20 protein-coding genes are annotated in these 21,743 nt (G+C 53.8%); 4 read left to right on the top strand and 16 right to left on the bottom strand.

The genetic code is table 11. From position 1 onward, the window contains the following. Positions 1-111: 111 nt before the first annotated feature. The 9 genes from EDM21_RS19530 to EDM21_RS19490 form a co-directional block, all read right to left on the bottom strand. On the bottom strand, positions 112-648 hold the full coding sequence (locus EDM21_RS19530; protein ID WP_157338122.1) for a hypothetical protein: 537 nt from the start codon (positions 646-648) through the stop codon (positions 112-114). Between the two features lie 135 nt (positions 649-783). Continuing rightward, complete coding sequence (locus tag EDM21_RS19525) at positions 784-1,614, bottom strand: aldo/keto reductase (protein ID WP_157338121.1); 831 nt, start codon at positions 1,612-1,614, stop codon at positions 784-786. A 181-nt stretch (positions 1,615-1,795) separates the two neighbouring features. Then, positions 1,796-2,068 (bottom strand): hypothetical protein, encoded by a 273-nt coding sequence (locus EDM21_RS19520; RefSeq protein WP_157338120.1) that lies wholly within the window; start codon positions 2,066-2,068, stop codon positions 1,796-1,798. Positions 2,069-2,182: 114 nt separating this feature from the next. Continuing rightward, positions 2,183-3,532, bottom strand: coding sequence for a sodium-dependent transporter (locus EDM21_RS19515; protein WP_157338119.1), 1,350 nt, complete (start codon positions 3,530-3,532; stop codon positions 2,183-2,185). 298 nt (positions 3,533-3,830) lie between these two features. Continuing rightward, positions 3,831-4,670 (bottom strand): ABC transporter ATP-binding protein, encoded by an 840-nt coding sequence (locus EDM21_RS19510; protein ID WP_157338118.1) that lies wholly within the window; start codon positions 4,668-4,670, stop codon positions 3,831-3,833. 124 nt (positions 4,671-4,794) lie between these two features. After that, a complete protein-coding gene (locus EDM21_RS19505; RefSeq protein WP_157338117.1) occupies positions 4,795-5,850 on the bottom strand; it encodes a FecCD family ABC transporter permease in 1,056 nt (351 codons plus the stop codon). Further along, positions 5,847-6,854 (bottom strand): FecCD family ABC transporter permease, encoded by a 1,008-nt coding sequence (locus EDM21_RS19500; protein ID WP_157338116.1) that lies wholly within the window; start codon positions 6,852-6,854, stop codon positions 5,847-5,849. Before EDM21_RS19500 ends, EDM21_RS19505 begins: the two co-directional genes overlap by 4 nt. A gap of 213 nt (positions 6,855-7,067) precedes the next feature. Further along, the gene (locus tag EDM21_RS19495) at positions 7,068-7,955 is read right to left on the bottom strand and encodes an ROK family protein (RefSeq protein WP_157338115.1); all 888 of its coding nucleotides are present in this window, start codon (positions 7,953-7,955) and stop codon (positions 7,068-7,070) included. Between the two features lie 143 nt (positions 7,956-8,098). Continuing rightward, the gene (locus EDM21_RS19490; RefSeq protein WP_157338114.1) at positions 8,099-10,588 is read right to left on the bottom strand and encodes a S1C family serine protease; all 2,490 of its coding nucleotides are present in this window, start codon (positions 10,586-10,588) and stop codon (positions 8,099-8,101) included. Between the two features lie 201 nt (positions 10,589-10,789). Between EDM21_RS19490 and EDM21_RS19485 the strand changes: the two genes are divergently transcribed. Beyond that, the gene (locus EDM21_RS19485) at positions 10,790-11,155 is read left to right on the top strand and encodes a LysM peptidoglycan-binding domain-containing protein (protein ID WP_157338113.1); all 366 of its coding nucleotides are present in this window, start codon (positions 10,790-10,792) and stop codon (positions 11,153-11,155) included. A 107-nt stretch (positions 11,156-11,262) separates the two neighbouring features. On the opposite strand, the gene EDM21_RS25095 is transcribed toward EDM21_RS19485, so the two are convergent. From EDM21_RS25095 to EDM21_RS19455, 7 genes are all read right to left on the bottom strand, one after another. Beyond that, positions 11,263-11,442: an N-acetyltransferase gene (locus EDM21_RS25095; protein WP_235918279.1), complete on the bottom strand. Its 180-nt coding sequence runs from the start codon at positions 11,440-11,442 to the stop codon at positions 11,263-11,265. Between the two features lie 8 nt (positions 11,443-11,450). Beyond that, the gene (locus tag EDM21_RS25090) at positions 11,451-11,651 is read right to left on the bottom strand and encodes a GNAT family N-acetyltransferase (RefSeq protein WP_235918278.1); all 201 of its coding nucleotides are present in this window, start codon (positions 11,649-11,651) and stop codon (positions 11,451-11,453) included. Positions 11,652-11,963: 312 nt separating this feature from the next. Then, complete coding sequence (locus EDM21_RS19475) at positions 11,964-12,818, bottom strand: DUF72 domain-containing protein (protein WP_157338112.1); 855 nt, start codon at positions 12,816-12,818, stop codon at positions 11,964-11,966. A gap of 195 nt (positions 12,819-13,013) precedes the next feature. Next, positions 13,014-13,232, bottom strand: coding sequence for a hypothetical protein (locus EDM21_RS19470; RefSeq protein WP_157338111.1), 219 nt, complete (start codon positions 13,230-13,232; stop codon positions 13,014-13,016). Positions 13,233-13,369: 137 nt separating this feature from the next. Next, the gene (locus tag EDM21_RS19465; RefSeq protein ID WP_157338110.1) at positions 13,370-14,644 is read right to left on the bottom strand and encodes a DUF445 domain-containing protein; all 1,275 of its coding nucleotides are present in this window, start codon (positions 14,642-14,644) and stop codon (positions 13,370-13,372) included. Between the two features lie 204 nt (positions 14,645-14,848). Then, entirely contained in the window at positions 14,849-15,535 is a 687-nt protein-coding gene (locus tag EDM21_RS19460) for a metal-dependent hydrolase (RefSeq protein ID WP_157338109.1), read from the bottom strand. Positions 15,536-16,208: 673 nt separating this feature from the next. After that, positions 16,209-17,495, bottom strand: a complete 1,287-nt coding sequence (locus EDM21_RS19455; RefSeq protein ID WP_235918277.1) for a YeiH family protein — start codon at positions 17,493-17,495, stop codon at positions 16,209-16,211. Between the two features lie 222 nt (positions 17,496-17,717). Between EDM21_RS19455 and EDM21_RS19450 the strand changes: the two genes are divergently transcribed. From EDM21_RS19450 to EDM21_RS19440, 3 genes are all read left to right on the top strand, one after another. Continuing rightward, positions 17,718-18,617: a LysR family transcriptional regulator gene (locus EDM21_RS19450; protein ID WP_157338108.1), complete on the top strand. Its 900-nt coding sequence runs from the start codon at positions 17,718-17,720 to the stop codon at positions 18,615-18,617. Between the two features lie 220 nt (positions 18,618-18,837). After that, positions 18,838-20,397: a phospholipase D family protein gene (locus tag EDM21_RS19445; protein WP_157338107.1), complete on the top strand. Its 1,560-nt coding sequence runs from the start codon at positions 18,838-18,840 to the stop codon at positions 20,395-20,397. Positions 20,398-20,579: 182 nt separating this feature from the next. Then, a complete protein-coding gene (locus EDM21_RS19440; protein ID WP_166542095.1) occupies positions 20,580-21,638 on the top strand; it encodes a permease in 1,059 nt (352 codons plus the stop codon). The last annotated feature ends 105 nt before the right edge of the window (positions 21,639-21,743 follow it).

Below are 21,743 nucleotides of genomic sequence, written 5' to 3'. Positions count from 1 at the left end.
CGATAGGACCAATTGCTTCCTGTAATATGAGTCAAAAAAGGGGGAACTATGCACTTACGGAAAGTTACGCCGGGCGGGACGAATCTATTCATACGAGAAGAAGGATTTATGTCAGTCGCAGCTCTGATCGAACAGGGAAGCTCGCCAAAGAGCGGGTAGCTGAATACACGAGAAAACGCAGAGAAAGCCTCGGTGTACGATCAGGATAACAAGGTCCGGCTTTGTTTCCGCTGCGATTCTCCTCTCCGTCTCATGTATAGACCCGCCAATCCCTTTCCCTTCAAAAACAATCATTTTTTCTTCTGCCCCTGCTTCGATAAGAAATTCCTTTTCACGGACACCTTGGATCACAACACGTTCCGGCTCACGTTCAATGGACAAGTTTGAACCGCAAGCGTCCCGGACATTAAGGGGATACGAAGTCGCTTTATAGCCTTCAACTCTCACATTATCATTAATGAGCGGATTAAACCCTGGAGCATTCGAACCGGGCAGGACTTGCTGCGGCGGATTATTAACATGACTGGCGCAGCCGATTGTGCTCATAAGAATCAGGATCGCACAAATCATAAGCACTTGAACAAACAAAATATGTTTAGTTAGGTGAATAAAAAACCCCTCTTTTCCGCTTGGTTTCTTTATCAGCAACGTTTGAATCCCTTCTAAGCCAATCCTTTTGCAGCTACCTATATTTTACCTTTTTTGTAAATGAATTTATATCCAAAAAAAGCTGCCTGAGTCACGAAGACTCCAGGCAGCTCTTTGAAGCAAATGCAATTCAACTTAGAAATTAAAGTTGTCCGGGTCCGCGCCTACACGCTGGTCCAGGTTAAGCGCATGAATGCGCTCCATGTCTTCCGAGGATAGCTCGAAGTCAAACACATCGGCATTCTGCGCGATCCGCTCCGGTGTCACGGACTTCGGAATGGTGACGACTTCGTTCTGTAGATCCCAACGCAAAATAATTTGCGCCGGGTTCTTGCCGTGCTTCTCGCCAATCTCGATAAGCAGCGGGTTATTCAGCAGCTGGCCCTGCATAAGCGGACTCCAGGCCTCAAGCTGAATCCGGTTCTTCCGGCAGAAATCATGAAGCGGACGCTGCGACAGACGCGGATGGTACTCAACCTGATTGACGGCCGGCACGATTTCACTGCCCTGCATCAGGTCTTCAAGATGATGCACCTGGAAGTTGCTGACGCCAATGGCGCGGACACTTCCGTCTCTGTAGAGCTTTTCGAGCGCTTTCCAGGTCTCTTTGTACTTGTCTTTGACCGGCCAGTGAATCAAATACAAATCTATGTAATCCAGTCCCAGCTTGTTGCGGCTCTCTTCAAATGCCTGCAGCGTCGTGTCGTACCCTTGATTGCTGTTCCACACTTTGGTGGTCACGAAAAGCTCTTCACGGGCTACGCCGCTATCCTTGATCGCCTGGCCGACACCCGCTTCGTTGCCGTACACGGCAGCCGTATCAATACTTTTATATCCAAGCTCAATAGCGGTACGGACAGCGCGTTCCACTTCACCGCCCTCCGTCGCTTTCCAGACGCCAAGACCGAACCAAGGCATGCGGACGTCGTTATTCAAAATGGTAGAATCGGATAAATGTTTAGGCATATTCATAAACCCTCCCAATAAGTGATGGTTTTGCTGGACGTTTCTTCCTTTAATCATAGCATAAAAGCAGGCGCGATCTAAAATCCCGCCATGGATCACGTTCAAACAAAGCCTGTTTCTATAAAAATCTCCCGTGTTCCTTCCAGCAGAGAAGCTGTGACGAACACGGGAGAACAGACAGTTAGGAACGGGTACCGCTCTGAAGATCATCTTTCTCCTGCTGCAGTCCGGCTTCTATTTCTTCATAAGCCTTCTGATTCAGACTAAGCGAGGCCGTCTCGGCGGCTCTCTCCGCATGTCCGATTGCCGCATGAGCCTGCGCTTCCAACTGCTCGGTCGGATGCGTCAACGCCTGGGAAACAGCGTTGTGCACTTTTTCCAGTGAATTCTGGGCTTGAGAAATCGGATTCTGCGATTGTAAGCTGGAGTCATATTCACGTACTTCGTCTGTCATGATGGGGCCTCCCTCGGGCTGATTTGGTTCTGTTTCCTGGTCAGAGACCCCTATAGGATGAAGCAACATCAACGTCTTTATGCTTGAGAAGGGAGCAGATATTTACATCACCAATCAAATGACACCGATCGAGTACAGGAAGATAAGCACGATCATTGGCGGAATGATGACACGGAGCAGGAAGACCCAAATTTTTAAGAGAGGTCCGTTAAGCCCCGCCTCTTCCATAGCCCGTTTGGATTTGTAACCGATAAACAAGGTCACGACCAGACCGCCGACCGGCAGCAGAACGTTGGAAGTTACAAAGTCCAGAGAGTCGAAAATGTTCTTCTCGAAGATCGTAATCCCGCTTAATACTCCGCCAACGGACAGAGCCGAAGGCACACCGACGATAAAACAGACAGCTGCCGTCCACGCAGTCGCTTTAACCCGTGACCACTTCCAGCGGTCCATAGCAAACGCAACCGGCACTTCGAGCAGAGAAAGAATCGAGGTGAAGGCCGCGATCGCCAGCAGCACGAAGAATAAACCGCCGAAGGCTGCACCTAAAGGCATGGCCGAGAAAGCAGCCGGCAGAACGACGAAGACAAGCCCGGGCCCCTGCGCCGGCTCCAATCCGAACGAGAAGGTGGTTGGGAATACGATCAGACCGGCAATAATCGCATATAGAAGGTTGCCGCCAGTTACAGCGACGGTTGCCCTGCCAAGCGACTGCTCTTTTTGCACATAAGAGCCATAGGTAATCATGACCCCCATACCCACTGACATGGAGAAGAACGCTTGTCCGAGTGCCACCAGTACCGATTCACCCGTGAGCTTGCTAAAATCCGGCATCAGGAAGAAATCGATGCCCTCACCCGCTCCGGGCAGCGTCATCGCACGGCCCATCAGAATGAGCAGCACTACAGCCAGAGCCGGGATGAGCACTTTATTAAATTTCTCAATTCCGCCGGAAACCCCGCGGGCAATGACCCACGCCGACAGACCCAGAATAAGAAACTGCCAGCCGAGCGGGCTGTAGCCTGAGGTGAAGGTCTCAAACTGAACATTATAGTCTGTCCCGTTGTAGAGCTTGCCCGTAAACGAATTTAACGCATAATGCAGCGTCCATCCCGCAATGACCGAGTAGAACGAAGTAATCATAAACGAACCGAACACACCGATGAAGCCAAAAAAGCCCCAGCGTCCGGATGAGGCCAGGTTGCGGAAAGAAGAAGAAGCATTCCCTCTGCCTGCCCGTCCGATCGCCATTTCTGCCAGCAGTACCGGCATGCCTACGATAAGAAGGCAAACGATAAAGATCAGCACAAAGGCTGCGCCTCCGTACAGCCCTGTAATGTAAGGGAACTTCCACAAATTCCCGAGGCCAATCGCACTGCCGATTGCGGACATAATGAACCCGAGGGAAGAGAAACGTTCCCCGCTGCCTTTACCTGCTGCTTTGTCTGAACTCACGTCACTCATATTGTCACCTGCTTATGTTAAGAATGTCCTTATTGGAAACAAGGTTTTATTCTATACGAAAAAGATTCTGCCTGTCCAGTATTATTAACCGAAGGTTGATTAAGTTTTGCAGAGGCTGCTCATTCCGCTTAAGCCCCATCCCCACCCACTTTTAAAAGAGCTGCGGATCCATCTGTATTATATCCTTATCCGGAGCTAAGTAATTGCCTATTCATCCTTATAAGCTGTGCATAAGAACACAAAAAAACCAGCGGTCCTTTAATAGGAAGGCTGGTTGCCGATACTAGTCCTGTGACGGTTATAGTGCCACTTCAATACATGGCTGTTCGCAATTCTCTTCGCAGCCGGGAACTCTGCGGCCTTTGCCGAACGGGACGCAGGTCGGTGTACCGAAAATCGGATCGCGCACAAGGCGGCAGTTCAGCCCGAACACGTTGCGGATCAATTCCTCGGTTACGACTTCCTCCGGTTTGCCCGCGGCATATACCTTCTTGTCGCTCAGCGCTACAATGTGATGAGCGTAACGGCACGCCAGGTTAAGATCGTGAAGAACCATAACGATGGTCGTGTTCTCTCGCTCGTTCAGTTCCCACAGCAGATCCAGAATTTCGATCTGATGGGTCATATCGAGATACGTAGTCGGCTCGTCGAGCAGAATCGTGTTCGTGCCCTGTGCGAGTGTCATTGCGATCCAGGCACGCTGGCGCTGTCCGCCAGACAAGGAATCCACCTGCCGCTCGGCAAGGGAGGCCATGCCTGTCGCTTCCAACGCGCGGGTAACAGCGGCCTCATCCTCTTTGCTCCACTGCTTCAGCCAGTTCTGGTGAGGATAACGGCCCTGTTTGACGAGCTGAAAAACCGTCATGCCTTCGGGAGCCGTCGGGCCTTGCGGCAGAATAGCCATTTGACGGGCTACTTCTTTGGTCGACTGCTTCGCGATTTCCTGTCCGTTGAGAAGCACCGCTCCGTCCTTCGGCTTCATCAGGCGGGCCATGGAGCGGAGCAGGGTCGATTTACCGCAGCCGTTACAGCCGATCAAGACGGTAATTTGACCTTTAGGAATCTCCAGATCGAGATCCTCGATAATATCCGTTTGATTATATGATAGCGTCAGCGACTTGGTTTCGATTCCATACATACGCTCAATCTCCTTTGCCAAGTAAAGATGGGCCTTGCGGACGGTGCGGTCAAGTGATGGCGCCCCCGATTATTGTCTGTAGCGGCAGTGTGTCGTGTGTAGACTTATATGACGGTAACCAGCCTTACATGTTCCGTGATTTGTACAGTAAGTAGATGAAGTAGGGCGCTCCCACGCAGGCGGTAAAAATACCTGCGGGGTAATCATGCGGCGGAAACGCCGTGCGTCCGATATAATCGGACAGCAGCACGACCAGAGCGCCGAACAGCGCCGACGCCGGCAGCAGCGCGCCGTAGGCGCTGCCTACGAGCCGACGCGCCATGTGAGGCGCGATCAGCCCGACGAAGGCGATGCCGCCGCCGAAAGCGACGGCGGAACCCGCAAGCGCCGTGCTGAGCAGAATCAGCACGACGCGCTGCCGGTTCACCCGGCTGCCGACGCCGGTCGCGACCGAATCGCCGAGTGCCTGCACGTTCATGCCCCGCATCATGTAAGCGAGAATCGGCGTCAGGACGGCAATCCATGCAGCCAACGTGCTGACGTGGCTCCAGTTGGAGCCGTACACGCTGCCGACCTTCCATGTGATGGCCTGGGTGGTCAGGACCGGCGGTGCCATCAGGATCAGCATCGTATTCAGTGCGGCCAGTGAAGCCGCAATACCGATGCCGATCAGCACCAGCCTGACGGGCGGCAGCCCGTTCTTCCAGGCCAGCGCCATGATGACCAGCGCCGTCAGCGAAGCGCCGATGAATGCCGCAAGCGGCAGGTATTCGGCCTTCGCCAGGAAGGCGCTGCCCGTTCCGGCCGTCGCCACGATGAAGGCGACGACGAACACGCCGGCACCGTCGGTAATGCCGATGATGTCCGGGGACGCCAGCGGGTTGCGGCTGACGCCCTGCATGATCGCCCCTGACATAGCCAGGGCCGCACCTACCAGGACGGCTACCAGGACCCGGGGCAGCCGGAACGTGTGGATGATGAGTTCATCCTGCGGCGCCCCCATACCCAGCAGAGTCTTCAGGACCTGAAGCGGACTCATCTTGATCTCGCCCGTTCCAGTCGCGACCAGCATCAGCAAGATCAGAATGGCCAGAAGTACGCCCGTAACGAGAAGCGCGCGTTTATCAAGAACAAACGAAATGGGAGGCTTATTCAACCGGATATGTTTATAACGACTCATGAGGAAGCCTTAAACCCCCTCCGTGCGATATAGATGAAGAATGGTGTGCCGATGAATGCAGTCATTACTCCGACCGGCACTTCCTGCGGCATAATAATGAAACGGGCCAGCGTGTCGGCGAGAACCAGAAGCAGTGCTCCGAATACTCCCGCATAGGGAATCACCCATCGGTGATCAACGCCTGCCATGAACCTTACCAAATGCGGCACAATAATGCCGATAAAACCGATCGGACCCGCGACGGCGACAGACCCGCCAGCCAGGAATACGACGACAACTGCGGCAATAAGCTTGATTGCCGCGGTCCGCTGGCCCAAACCTACGGCCACATCATCGCCCATCATCAGCACATTAATCTGGCTGGAGATTAGCAGGGCGACAATCCAGGCCGCTCCCAGATAAGGAAGAACCGGCAGCAGCACATCCAGCTTGCGGCCTTCAATCGAACCTGCCAGCCAGTAGAGCACATCCTGGATGCGTGTTTCATTGGAGAGCAGGACACCCTGCGTCAACGAATTCGCAAGCGCAGCGATTGCGGCACCCGCCAGCGTGAGCTTCATGGGCGTGAGTCCTTCGCGTCCGGCAGAACCGAGCATGAACACGACAGCCGCAGCGAGAGCGGCGCCCAGAAAGGCGATCCAGGCCAGGGAGGTCATGGAGCTGATGGACAAGATGGACATCGCAATCACAATCAGCAGTCCCGCGCCCGCATTAATGCCCAGCAGTCCGGGTGAGGCGAGCGGATTCTTCGTCAGCGCCTGCATAAGCACGCCTGCAATGGCCAGACTGGAGCCGACCGCCGATGCGATTAGCGCTCTGGGCATCCGGGCTTCCCGGATGATCAGATGTTCATTAGAGCCATTGAAGGACTGGTAAGCATCCCATGCGGTCCGCCACGTAGTTCCTGTATATCCGTATACGATGCTGCAGCCCATTGCCAGAATGAGCAGCACGACACCTGCAATAAGTCCTATTGTTCTGGCGGTATTCGTTCTGAGAGGCAAGACGGCAAACCCCTTTGCTGTCACGGCCGTTTCGGATAGACCGATGACCGTCAATTCTACCCTAAGTGTAAGATACGCCCAGACTATTGTCAATGAAGTTGATAATCATTATCACTTTAAGCCGTGACAATATTTAGGACGATTGTACTCATTCTCAAGTAGGATAAAAAAATACCTGTCCCGATTACGGAACAGGCGAGGAACACCCTGCGGCTATCCGATTTTTAATCCGAGCGCCTTGGAAGCAAGCGCCAGAGCGCCGCAAATACCCGCGTTATCCCCCAGCTGCGGGGCTACAATGTAAGTATCAATATCCGCGAGTACCTGCGGCTTCTGGACATAAGCGTTCATCAGCTGCTGGAAGCGGCCGCGGATAAGCGGAAAGAGCTGCTCCTGCTTCATGACTCCGCCGCCCATAATAATTTTCTCCGGCGACAAGACCAGCACGTAGCTCATCAATGCTTTCGCCAAATAATCGGCTTCAATCTCCCACGCCAGATGATCCGCGCCAAGTTCGCTGGCTTTCACACCCCAGCGCGCTTCGATCGCAGGCCCTGCGGCAAGACCTTCCAGGCAGTCGCCGTGGTACGGGCACCCGCCCGCGTAAGGATCCTGCGGATGCCGGCGGAGCAGCAGGTGCCCCATTTCCGGATGTGCCAGACCGTGGATGACCCTGCCGTTTGCGATAGCCCCGGCCCCGATGCCCGTCCCGACCGTAATGTACAGGCAGTTCTGCAGTCCGCGAGCTGCCCCCCAGGTCATCTCGCCAAGCGCAGCGCCGTTTACATCCGTATCGAACTCCATTGGCATATTAAAGCGCCTTCTCAGCTCGCCAAGCATATCGTAATGAGCCCAATGAGGCTTGGGGGTCGTGGTGATATATCCATAGGTCGGGCTCTGTTTATTCGGATCAACCGGTCCGAAAGAGCCTACTCCGATTGCTTCAATCTCCTTGTCCTCAAAAAAATGAATGACGGAGGCCATGGTTGCTTCCGGCGTTGTTGTCGGAAAGCTGATGCGCTCCAGAACCGTACCGTCTTCTCTTCCCACCGCACAAACAAATTTAGTCCCGCCCGCTTCGATAGCTCCGAGTGTATGCATGTCCTTCGTCCCCTCTTCATGCGGATAAATGAAAAAACAGACGGCCGGGAGAACGCGTCTCTCCGCCGTCTGTTCCTGGTAAGCTCATTGTAAAAGAAGGGGATTAGACATGCAATCCCAATCCTTCTATTCGCTTCTACCGTCTACTTCTGAAACTCTAGTGATTGCAGGGCTTTCTCAAGGCGTTCCTTGTTTGCATCCGTCCGTACAGCATCGTTGATCCGGGCTCTGACCAGGTAAACGTATCCGTTCCGGGAGAAAATGTACTCCGTCTCTTCGTAAGCTACTTTGCGGACCGAATAATTCACTGTGAGCTTACGGGCTGTTGTCCCGAACAATTGGATGTCTTTGGATGTGTATTTGTAATCGGAATCGGTTTGCGAACTATCCTCGTGCTCTGCGGAGCGTTCGCCCGCAACCGTCTTCCAATCATCTCCTTCAACCGCATCCACAGCCAGATAACCGCCAATAAAGCTGTACAGGAACGATTCTCCATCCTCCAGGATAGAATCTTCATATTCGGAAGCATATTCCTCAGTCCATGTTTCCGGGAGCTTAACGGAATAGCCGTAGTCCTTGTTTATAACCGTTGTTGTTTTGTCTTTATCCAGCAGCTCATTCTCGTCCTGGATAATTCCAATAGCAGGGTCCATGCTCTTGCCGTCTATACGAATGGAAGCAATCACGGAGCTTTTCAGACGGTCAGCTTCATCCTCTTTCAGGTCTTCGGGATAATAGATCGAAAATTTGTATTTATAGCTGTCCTTGACTACATAAATATGGTGCTCGCTTTCCCACTTATCTCCCATGGTTGAGGAGAAAGTCTGCTCCCTGGAAATCATTCCGTCGATCTTGCCGACTTTGACATCCGAGATCTCCCTGTATGGAGCCGTATAAGTTTCTTCAAAATTCTTCTTGTCCCGAGCCGCCCAAGCCTCCAGCGTATCTCCCTCCGTCAATGAGGTAACATCGATCGAAAGGCTTTGAGTCATCGAGTCGTTATAGAACTGGGCTTGCGGAGAATACGGGAGCTGACGCCATTTGTCCGGTATCGTGAGCACCACTCCAAAATCATTGGTTATGTTCTGCCCGCTGCTGCCGGATGGTCTGGCGATATCCTTAAGCTTCGTGTCTTTGCTGTCAAATGAAGTCTTGAAACTATCGAGCAGATCGTTATACTTAGCGGGCCCTAACTTAGTACCGCTTTCCGGATCCTGATAATAGGTCAACAGCAGCATATACAGCTTGTCCTTATGCTGATGAAGACGGATCTGATAATAGGCGTCTCCGAGCTTACCGACCACTTTGGCGTAAGGCTGGTTTCCGTTCTTGACATACTGCTTCTCCAGCGTTGTGCCAAATTTAGCCTCGGAGGCCATCTTAAGGAGCGCAGCGGCTGACAATTCCCTTCCCTCGAGAGACTCAACTTGGATCGCCAGAGAGAATTCGCCCTTCGCATCGGCAAACTGCACCTTCTCGCCCTCAGCACTCTGAGACTGCTTGCTCAGTCCGGATGGATATTTCATGGACCAGCCTTGAACGCTGTCACCGATCTTAGTTTTCCCGCGGTCCGTATTCAGCCCTGAGTCTTCATTAATGACAGTCTCCTTGGCTGCGCTGTCAGCTTCTTCGCCAAGCGTAACTTCCCGATTTACCGTCGAACCGCCTGATTGTACAGTCAAGCTGACTTTTTGGCCGGGAAGATACTGTTTAAGCAGCTCGTTGTATTGAACGGCCGTCGTCACGGAAGTCCCGCCGAGGGAGATCAGGTTGTCTCCTTCTTTGAAGCCGGCTTTGGCTGCCGGGGAATCCGGCTCGACGTAATCGACGCTCAGGCCGTCATCAGAGGGCAAGCCAACGATTGCTTCCCAGCTTTCTTCCAGCTTGAGCCCCAGGTAAGGGCGTTTCACTTTGCCGTATGCTTCAAAATGTTTGAGTACATAATTGATCGTATCCACCGGTATGGCGAACCCGAGGTTGTCCACCCCGAACTCTGCATATTTAAGGGTGTTAATTCCGACTACTTCGCCTTTTTTATTCACTAACGCGCCCCCGCTGTTGCCGGGATTAATGGCCGCATCCGTCTGGATCAGCTGGTACTGGTTGTTTACCGAGCGATCGATACCGCTGACAATCCCCACGGTGACGGAATTGCGGAGAGCAAAGGAAACGGGCGTGCCGATGGCAACGACGGTTTCTCCGACATGGACGTCTTTCGGATTAGCGAAGGCAGCCGCAGGAAGTCCGGTTGCTTCGATCTTGACCAGCGCAAGATCACTCTGTTCATCCAAGTGTGTCACTTTGCCGTTGTGCGACTTACCGTCGGAGGTGACGATGACCAGATTGGACATACTTTTGACTACGTGAGCATTGGTAATGATAACTCCGCTTGATTTAATAATAACTCCCGTACCGTGCGCTAAGTTATAGCGGTCTTTATCTGTATCCTTATCGGCTTTCCCGCTGCTGGGCTTGCCTATTATGGCAACAACAGAGGGAGATGTACGCGCAATGATTTGCGGCAGCTCATCCGTCTCGGCGGCTAGAACCGGGGATGCAGCCCCCATGCCTATCGTAGATAAGACAAGCAGGAACGCAAGCAGGTACATCTGGAGTGTGTGACGCTTCATCATTTGTGGACCCCATCTTCCATGAAATATTTGGAAATCGATTCTGTCGCTTCAATCTAGCATAAATGCACACAAGTCGGCAACGGAAATTTTGTGCCTCTATTTCTTGCTGAGAATGGGCGCATGCCGGGGGGCCAGATGCCTATAGCCGGCATACAATGCGGGTAGGCATCTCAACAACTCCGTGATGGGGAGGAACGTTACATGATTACTTATGTCGTACAGCCCGGTGACACTTTGTTCAGTATAGCAAACCGCTATAATACAACCGTGGAAGCCATACTCCGTGCCAACAATTTAACGAGCCTGAATATTTATGCGGGACAGCGCCTCCTTATTCCGGTGTACGGGCCGGGCCCGATACCGGGACCTGGGCCCGGGCCTATCCCGCCGCCTCCCGGCCCAGGGCCAGGACCGGGGCCGGGAGGCGGACTGGAACAGCGGGTGTCGCGCCTGGAGCGCGAATTCAACCAGCTGGACCGGGAAGTCAACCGGCTGACCCGCGAGGTGAACCGTCTGGACCAGCGTATTGACCGGCTGGAACAGCGGGTCACCCGTCTGGAGCGGTAAGCGGGTTTACCCGCGCAAAGAAGCCTGTAGATCAAGTTCCGTAAGGAGCCCGATCTACAGGCTTTTGTCACTCTATGGATTAGCCAAACAAATGAGTTCTGATTGTCTTAGAGATTGATTTCCATCTGGATAGCGGCAATTTCATTCCCTTCATAGTCTTGTATGATCTTCCCGTCAAACGGCTTAAAGCCCATTCTGGTGTAGAGCACTAATGCCTTCGTATTGGTGTTGTGACAGGCTAACCTCAAATAAGAAGCGCCCGCCTCTGCTCCAGCCCTTTCCTTCATGGTCTCAATCAGGGAGTCCCGGCTCCCCGGCCCCTGAATGCAGGGCTTACAATCACATTCCCCAGCCAGCAGGCATTCTCCGCGGAATCATAAAGATTCGCGTAACCGGCAATCTCCCCTGAGCAAGTCAGCACGGTAGGGCATTTCCGTCTAAGTGCTTCTTCTTCCAGCTGCTGTGAGGTTAGGGGATAAGTTCCTTTGGGAAACATATGGAAGCATTCCCGTTTATTCTGAGGAAACATGCAGATTGTCTGGAAATCTTTACTTTCTGCCGGGCGTGAACTGAACATACGTAATTACCTGCCTTCTTATTCTTAATCTTCACAATAAAAGTGAATGATGCTTCCTGTAGCGGGATTTCCCCTTCTCTTCCACTGAACTTCAGTGTTTTACCTTTTATTCATACAAACCGTCCTATTGGGGCATGTATGGATAGCGATATATTGCAAGCCTATACAAAAAAGGGCCTGCAAAAGCTGCCCCTTGTCTAAACATGATTTTCGCCACCGACCCTTGTATAGCTATCCCTCAAAAAGATCCAGCTGTCTGGGGGCTAGTCCCTCCGGCTTAATCCCCAGCATAGAAGACAATTCCTTGGCATTCGCCGCCGCATCGCCGCCCGAATTGTTGTTGAAGATCACACAGACTTCCTTGCTGCTGCGCTCCAGCGTCTTGAGCCGGTCCGCCCACTCCTGTAATTCCGTTCTGTTATAACGGTAGAGGTAGCGGACATCGCGCCAGCTTTTCCCCGGAGGAGCCCCTACCCAGCCTCCTGCGTTACGGCCGTGGAAACGGACTAAGGTAATGTCCGGACTGGAAGCCCGCAGTACAATAGGTACGGACCCGCTGCCAACCTGCGGTTCATCGCAGACCGTATGAATCCAGCCTTCTTCCTCCAGGAATCGGAGCGTCTTCTCCTGCATATCCCCGCTGTACCAGCTCTGGTGCCGGAATTCGGCGGCAACGGGAAGATTCTGCATCCGGCTCCTTGCTTCGCGCAGGACCTCCACGTTCTCACGGCTGCAATCAAACCAGGGCGGATACTGGAACAACACCATCTTCAGCTTATCCGCCTGACGCATCGGCTCTACAGACTGCACAAATGCGCGGAACATGTCTTCTTCATTTTCAAATGGATTTTTGCCTCTCAAATGTCCTGTCATGCCCTGATAAGCCTTCACGACAAAGCCGAATCCCGCCGGAGTCTCCTGAACCCATTTGGCTATATTGCGGGCAGGCTGGACGGCATAGAAGGAACTGTCTAACTCCACCACAGGGAAATGCCCCGCATAAGTCTGGAGCTTGTCCCTTTTCTCAGACGGAGTCGTATAGAGATCATCATGGTCTCCCCACCCGGCTAAACCGATCCGTATCATGACGCGTTCCTCCTTGTCTTATTCCGCCGTTAAGCACTCATTTTCCAGTTCCGTTAAAGCCTGCCTCACTAATAGACTAAGCCATTCCGGCCTCTCATGAAACAATCCCCTGTCCTCTTATAAGTAAAAAAATCCACGTCCGCGTAAACACGGAGGCGGATTTCAGCCGGTGCTAAAGAAGCAGACCCGAGATCATTAACGAATAGGAGACGGACAGAACTCATCTCTTACCGTATAACAATAAACGTGCTTGGGAACCGGAACACAGTGGTGACGATTCACGATTTCAACCGGATGAATAACCTCTACGATTTGAGGGTGGTAGAAATCACGATAGACTCTTGTCGGCGGGTCGAATACCTGCTTTTCCGGACAGAGACATTTATTAGGGTGTTGATGATGAGGGTGACTCATATCGAACCTCTCCTTTCGGTTATTTCTGATTTAGCATACGGAAGGAGAGGCATTCATGCCTGTTCTTTTGCCTACACAAGGATGATTTTTTCCACAGGAGTCTTTACGGAAAGTCCACACCCTATAACAGCCGCCTATTAACCGAACAGCATCCGGATTCCTTCGAGCCCCAGCCCGATGACGAAACCGCAGACCGCGCCGTTGACCCGGATCCACTGCAAATCCTTGCCCACCTTGTTCTCGATAAACTCAGTCAGCATAGCGTTGTCCATCTTGTCCACATTCTCGCGCACAAGCGCACCGATCTTGGAGTGATTCCGCTCGACGAACTCGGTAATCTGCATCTTCAGCCATTCCTCCAGCTTATGGATCGTGGCCTCATCGCTGCGAAGCTTGCGGATGCCTTCCTCCAGCAGCGGCATGATGGTGTCATCGAGCAGACGGCCGTCCTGCAGCTCCAGCAGCAGCCTGTCTCGCCAGCCGGAGATCAGCTTCTCCAGCCGCTCCTCCAGCTGGAGCTTGTCCGGAAGCTCCCGGACGAAGGCCGCGATTCCCGCATGCAGGCGCTCATTCTCCTTCATATTCGTCAGCTCCTGACGAATCATACCGAGCAGCGCCTCACGGTTGCGGTGGCCGTTCAGGCGCATAGCCGCCAGGTTATCGAGCAGAGCATTCTGCAGCAGCGCGCCTAGCCGTTCCCCGGACATGAATCCGAGGAAGGCGTTCTTGGCGAACTGCATCAGCCCGTTCATCTCGATTCCCTGGATCACGCCCTCGGCGATTTCGCCGAGCATATGCCGCGTGTCCGCGCGTACAGCCCAGCGCTCGGCCCGGTCGATCAGGAAATCGAACGCAGGCTCCTCATAGCCGTGCGTCAGCACCTGATCGACCACCAGCGCAATGGCCGCTTCCGGGTTAATCTCCCCGGCAGCCCGGCGCACTTGCTGGGCGGCGAAAGCCGCCGTCTTCTCTACCGGCAGCCGCTCCAGCGCGTACCGGCAGGCGTTGCCCACCGCTTCACGGGCCCCCTCCGATTGCAGCGCCTCCTCCGCCTTGGCAAGCATCATCTCGACCAGGCGCATCTGTCCGATGCGCAGGGCGATGCTCTCCTTGCCGAGCAAATTCTCCTCCACCGCGTTCACGACCGCATTGGTAAGCTGCGCCCGGTTGTTCGGAAGCAGCGCGGTGTGCGGGATCGGAATTCCCAGCGGATGACGGAACAGCGCCGTAACGGCGAACCAGTCCGCGAGACCTCCGACAAGCCCCGCTTCAAATCCACTCTGGAGAAAAGCCCCGGCCGTGTGAGGCGCAAATGGAAGAGTGGCCAGGAAGCCCGCTCCCATAACGCCCAGCGAGATTGTCGCAATATGTTTGGTTTCCCTTGGTTTGTTGTCTGCTGATTGTGGTGACATGTATGATTCTCCTCCGAAAGAGCCACCGGCCGCGTCTACCGTGAAATGGCGGATTCTTCCTTTTGTGATCTCTTTAGTTTACCAGTTCTGCGATAAGTTTTCTCTACCCTTATCAAGTACAGAGACAAGGAAGGCTGCCTCTGTACTCTAATGAAGTACAGGGCAGCCCCGGCCTGCACAGCAAGATGCTGGCTCAGGCGATGACTAGACGTCTAATGTTTCCCCCGGCGCGAGGCGTACTCCATCCTGATAAGCCTGTTTCAGCTTTTGAATCCATTCGCTTGCATCCTGTTTGATCACATCGAACGTATTGTAGTGGATAGGAATATACTTCTTGGCACGCAGCCAAGTCGCCGCAAGCACCGCTTCCTCCGGTCCCATCGTAAACACATCGCCGATCGGCAGTGCGGCAACATCAATATTATACATTTCCCCGTAGAGCTTCATATCACCGAACAGCGCGGTATCTCCGGCATGATAGAACGTTTTATCCCCCATCGTCAGCAGGATTCCCGCCGGAGCACCCCCGTTAATAAATTTACCGGGCTCAATCTCGATAGCGGATGTATGGAAAGCAAGCGTATATTTAATGATTCCCCATTCGAATTTAGCACTTCCGCCCACATTCATAGCGAACGTTTTGAGCCCCATAGAGGCAAAATAAGCGGCAATTTCATAATTGGCAATAATGACGCAGTCATTTTTTCTTGCAATATCAGCAGCATCTGCAATGTGATCGTGATGTCCGTGTGTAAGCAGGATCGCGTCCGCTTGAATCTCTTCCGGATTAGCTACAGCCTGCGTATTTTCACTTAGATAAGGGTCAATAAGCAGTCGGTGTCCATCGTTTTCCACCAAAAAGCAAGAATGTCCGTGATAAGTAATTTGCAACCTGAACGCCTCCTTTTAGTATCAACTAGATCTATACCCAGATTAAGGGCATTTGAAACAAGCTTTGATGAAAGATGAATTATTTATAGAAACCCGTATTACAGCTTTCTCTGTCCCATATTACAGCTTACGTTATCCAATGGCTTACGCTATCCAATGAAAGTGTTCCCAACTGTCCGCAGGGATAAACGAAAGGGGCTTGCAAGGATAACAAAGAATCTAGCTGAGTTTAATTCCAAGCAAGCAAAAAGGTATAATATGTAAATTATAGACCATTTCAGCTAACTTGTTAAATAAAAAGGGATAAATAGATAAGACACTTATTCCAGCTTAGTTGCAACCGGTAAAATCCCGTTAAAAAAGAGACGCCCCTTATCCGGTATCCTGACCCGCTCAGAATCCGGCACATGGTCTGCCGCTGATGCTCTGCATGGGGTCTTACCATCAAAGAGAGGTCCCTTATGAAATGAAAAGTGCATGTTCATACTGAATCTGTCATGCTGGACAATCTGCTATTGAAGCTTAACGGCGCTTCGTATAAATCGGAGTTCGTTAGCCTCCATTCAGCGCTAACGATACACCCGGGATCAGCATGCCCGGTAAAACGGCGCCAGATGAGGCGCATGCAGAGACAAGTCGAGCCCTAATCTGTACGTCCTCCCTGCCTGCCCGCCTAGCCGACCATCCGCAGGATGTAAACTTCCGCGATGCCGAGCGCCGACAACAGCACCGAGCCGAGCAGCACAGCACCTGCGGCGCGTACGCCATGGCGGCGGAAGACCGCCAGGTTTACGTTAAGGCCAAGCCCGGCCATCGCCATCGCGATGAGCAGGTATGCGCCCTGAACGGCGGTTGCGGCAGCACCTGCGGGCACGATGCCGAGCGTGTTCAATCCGGCGGCGAGCAGGAAGCCGCCGATGAACCAGGGCACCGGCACGCCCGCTTTGCGCGGTGTGCCGTCCGGCTGCCCGGCGGCGACTGTGCCGCCTGCGCTGCTGCGGCGATCACGCCGGGCCGCCCATACGCCCAGCGCAAGAGCCACCGGCGCCAGCAGGGCAACGCGCGTCAGCTTCGAGACGAGCGCGGCGTCGACCGATGCGCTGCCGCCCGGTGCGGCTGCGGCTACTACATGCGCGATCTCGTGAAGCGTCGCGCCGGAGAACAGCCCGTACTCGGCAGGCGTGAAGCCCAGCAGCGGATACGCGAGGGTATACGCGACCGTAAACAGTGTGCCGAGTAAGGCAATGACCGTGACGCCGACAGCCGTGTCGTCGTCACTGGCCTTGATTTGCGGAGACACGCCGGCTATAGCCGCGGCGCCGCAAATCCCGGTCCCGCAGGCCGCCAGCATGGCCAGCTCCGGCCCGACCTTCATCCGCCGCGCGATGGCGTACACGACCGCGATGGCGAAGACGATGTTGACTGCCGCCGCGGCGAACACAGCGGGACCCGCCTGGACCACATCGGCAAGACTGAGCCTCATGCCGAGCAGGATGATTCCCCAGCGGAGCAGCTTCTTGCTGGCGAATGCCAGACCGGCTGAGGCCGGAGCCGGAACCGGCAGTGCGGCGCGCCAGACGATGCCGAGCAGGAGTGCCAGAACGAGCTGCCCGATCATTCCCGCCCCAGGGAGCTGTGCCAATGCTTTGGCCAAGAGAGCGATGATCAGGGTCATACCGATTCCGGGCAGGAGCTCGCTCATGCGTTTCAGCGGGCTCCGCGGCGAGGAAGCGGAAGCATCCTCCTCAGGGGAACCGGCTGTGACACCTGCTGTCGCATCCGCGGGTTCCGCTTGCTGCGGGCGGATGCCGGGATTTTGTTCCTTGAATGCCGAAACGGACGGTTTGCAGGCATCTCTGTTATCTGGAGGCAAGCTGCCTTCATATTCAACATGCTTAGCGTGCATAATGCCATTTTTTATTTTTAGCCCAAGTGCCCGGACCTGTATCGTTGTTTTCATGATGAATCACTCCATTCTTGTGACTGGCTGCCGGATGTTCTGCGTGTCTTTCATGCCTTAACTATAGAAGCGTTCCTCTGGAATAGGAAATACGAATACACGATCTCAATCATTACATTTACTTATGATACAATATCGTTATGAAGTGCGGCGGCCTCCCTTTTGACAGGAAAGTTCTTCTTAGGGAAAGCTAAGCCCCCTTACGAACGGAGGCAGGAAGGCATGATTGTCGATCATCTGCGCGTATTTGCAGCGGTTGCCGAACACAGGAATTTTTCCAGGGCTGCGGAAGCCCTTAATATTTCACAACCGGGCGTTAGCCAGCATATCCGGAGCCTGGAACAGGAATTCGATTCGAAACTGATTAACCGCTCACCCAAACGCGTCCAGTTAACGGAAGCCGGCGAGCTTCTTTACACGCGTGCCCGTAAGATCCTCCGCCTCTATGATGAGGCACGCCAAGAGATCGATGCGCTCAAGCACGTGGTGACGGGCTCTCTCCGCATTGGCGCGAGTTTTACCATCGGTGAATATATTCTGCCTCGTCTACTCGCGGATTACGCCAAGCAGTACCCACAAGTCGATATCCACTCGACCATCGCCAATACCGTTGAAGTCGTTCATGGAGTCCGGCACGATCAATTTCATATCGGCCTGATTGAAGGCCATACAGATGCAAGTGACCTGTCCGTGGAGCCCTTCATGGAAGATGAGATGATTCTCGTCGCGCCGCACGATCACCCGCTTGCCCATAAGCCCTTTAACCTTCATGCTCTGCAGGATCAGACGTGGGTATGGCGCGAGACGGGCTCGGGCACGCGCAATTTCAGCGACCAGTTAATCGCCGAGTGGAACCTCCGTGTCGGAAGATCCTTCATGTTCAGCAGCAGCCAGAGCATCAAGGAAGCGGTTGCGGCCGGTCTGGGAATCGCCTTTTTGTCCCGCTGGATTGTCCGCAGGGAACTTGAGGCCGGAGAAATTGTCGATATCGGGATCGGGGGCAGCAAACTGACCCGTTCGTTCGCGATTGTCCGTTCTGCATCGTTAGAAGGTTCCAAGGCAGTCGAAGTTTTTGTACAGAAGGTACGCCATGCCGCGGAATCGATTTCATTCCGGAACTAGCACAGTTTCGCAAATTTCCACAACTCCCCTGCTTCAATGTGGCCCCGCTGCGGTAAGTACTCGGTAATATATAGCGCTCAGTCTGCCCTGAACCGAAACCGCAAGTGTTCAACCAGCGAATCACGGGTTTGCATCAATCCGCGCCGGGTAGATGCTTGCCGGTTCAACCGTTTCATTGGGCAGACTCGGCTATCCAAACTGTGACCGGGAGTAAAGACATATGCAGCCTACTAAAATAACGGAGCCTCAATCCGGCAATCCGCCTGTCCCTTCTCAGGATAAGAGCACGAGCTGGCTGGCCTCAAAATGGCTGTGGATCGGTATCGTTGTCCTGATTTTATGTATGTGGGGCGGTATCGTAGCAACGATTCATACCAATAAACCTCTGCCGCCCGGACTTTCATTCGAGGGAGAAGCGTACCAGGCCGACAACGTGGACTTTCTGTATGATTTATCTTTTCAAAAAGAAGGCGGGTATCAGCAGGAACAGATGATCTTCGATAGAGTGGGCCGGGCCATTGCGGAAGCGAAGAAGTTTGTTGTGATCGACATGTTTCTCTTCAACGGGTACTACCATGAGGATCAGTCGTTCCCTCCTTTAAGCGACAAGATGACGGATCAGCTCCTGGAAGCGAAGCAAAAGAACCCGGACCTGCAAATCGCCGTCGTTACGGACGAAGTAAACACGACGTACGGTTCGCACCCGGCTCCGGAAATCGACCGGCTTAAGAAAGCGGGCATTAGTGTAGTCTACACGGATACGGTACCGCTCCGGGACTCCGTGCCTCTTTATTCCGCCTTCTGGCGGATCGGCCTGCAGTGGTTCGGTCAGTCGGGAGAGGGCTGGCTGCCGAATCCGATGGCCGATAATGCGCCCAAGGTAACGCTCCGTTCGTATTTGAAATTGTTCAACGTCAAGGCGAACCACCGGAAAGTTGTCGCAACGGATCAGACGGTTCTCCTGCTCTCGGCCAATCCTCATGATGCCAGCTTTAACAATTCGAACATCGGCTTCGAAATTAAGGGCAGCAGCGGTTTTATTGCCGAGGTACTCGCAACCGAGCAGGCCGCATCCGATATGTCAGGAGGACCTAAACTTCCTGTTCTGGATAAGGTAAGCGGCGGCGGCAATAAATCTGGCAGCGGGGCTTCCAGCAGCCGTGCCGAGGCGGAATCAGGCAATCCGGTTACCGCGCGGTTATTGACCGAAGGCAAAATATACTCCCGGCTTCTCAAAGCCATCGAAGAAGCGCAGCCGGGGGACGAAATCCGCATGGGCATGTTCTATTTGGCGGACCGCCAAGTCATGGACCGGCTGCTTCGCGCCTCCGAGCGCGGAGCCCATGTGCAGCTGCTGCTCGATCCCAATGAGAATGCGTTCGGCCGCAGCAAGATCGGCATTCCGAACCGTCCGGTTGCCGCTGAGCTGCTCCGCAAATCGAAGGGCAAGATCGAAGTGAGGTGGTACAACACGAAGGAAGAACAGTACCACACCAAAATGATGTACATCCGCAGCCAAACCGGATCAGCCGTCATCAACGGCGGTTCCGCCAATTTTACACCGCGGAATCTGGACGATCTGAATCTTGAGACCAACGTGGAGATCACCGCTCCGGCGGGCAGTAAAATCGTCCAGGACCTCGATCAGTACTGGGACCGGATATGGAACAACCGGGATGCGGAGTACTCGCTTGAATATGAAGCCTACGAAGATAAAACGGTGTGGATCAAGCGGGGTCTTTACCGTCTGCAGGATATGTTCGGCTTCACGACTTATTGAAATTAAATAATGCAGCATTAACTAGAGCAAGCCCCCAAGGGATTCCATATCCTTGGGGGCTTGCTGATTACCGGGCGAATTCCCATTATTAAATCCATTCTGCCTCTAGCTGATTCGTTCTTTTCCCGCCGGAATTATGCTATAGTAGCTATCAGGTTTTTCTAGAAAGGTGTGGACGTGACGTGAATACAACTCCTCTACCGGCTTCTCCTGACGGCAAACCGCGCTTTGCCTACTGGAAGCCGTTATTGTTTCTGGCTGTCTTTATAGGCGGCTTATTCTATGTGAAGTGGGAGCCCTATTTCCACAAAGCCATTCTGGCCGCGACGAATCACGACATCGGCGGCTCGATTCTAGCCACGACCCCGGAGCCTTCGCTGGCCGCAGCCTGGGATTACTCGGTTATTTACTTCAAAGCCGTATGGAAGGCGGCCATTCTCGGTATCGTCCTCGGCTCGCTGATCCAGGTACTGCTGCCGCGCGACTGGATGAAGCGTTTCTTCGGCAAGCGTACCTTCGGAAGCACGGTGGCCGGCGGCATCAGCTCCATGCCCGGCATGATGTGCTCCTGCTGCGCTGCTCCGGTTGCAGTCGGAATGCGCAAGCAGTCCGGCTCCGTCGGTGCGGCGCTCGCGTTCTGGATCGGCAATCCGGTACTGAATCCCGCTACGATTATTTTCATGGGCTTCGTGCTCGGATGGAAATTCGCGGTCCTGCGTATTCTTGCGGGGATTGTGCTTGTCTTCGGCGTTTCGCACTGGGCAGGGCGTCTTGTCCATGACGATGACAAAGTAACAGCCGAACTTCCGGAAACCCCGGGGCCTAAACCGTATAGCGGCTCCGTTACCGTCCGCTGGATGAAGACATTGTGGTCGATGTTCTGGACAGTCATTCCCGTGTATTTCATTGCCGTCTTTCTGCTCGGCGCTGTACGCGCGTGGCTGTTCCCCGCCATCGATCCCGCAATCGGCAGCAGCATTCTCGTGCTGATCGGTCTTGCACTGGCAGGTACGCTGTTCGTCATTCCGACAGCGGCCGAGATTCCCATCGCCAAAACGATGATGTCCCTCGGACTCGGCAGCGGACCCGCAGCCGCTCTGATGATGACACTTCCGGCTGTCAGCCTGCCTTCACTCTTCATGGTCCGCAAAGCTTTCCCGGCACGGGCGCTGTGGTTCGTGGCAGGCATGGTCGCGTTAATCGGTATTGTCACCGGATTTATCGCGATGGCCTTCCTATAAGCGGCTCCTGCCGCCGATTCAATCACTTCCCATCATGCAGCAAAAGCCTTGTGTCCGTCTCTGGGGAGCGGAGTCACAAGGCTTTTTTCTATAGCTTTTTCTACA

This window comes from Paenibacillus lutrae (assembly GCF_009757775.1).
Classification (GTDB): Bacteria; Bacillota; Bacilli; order Paenibacillales; family NBRC-103111; genus Paenibacillus_F; species Paenibacillus_F lutrae.
Note: the sequence above shows the minus strand (reverse complement) of the source record. Positions and strands in the feature narration are given on the sequence as shown.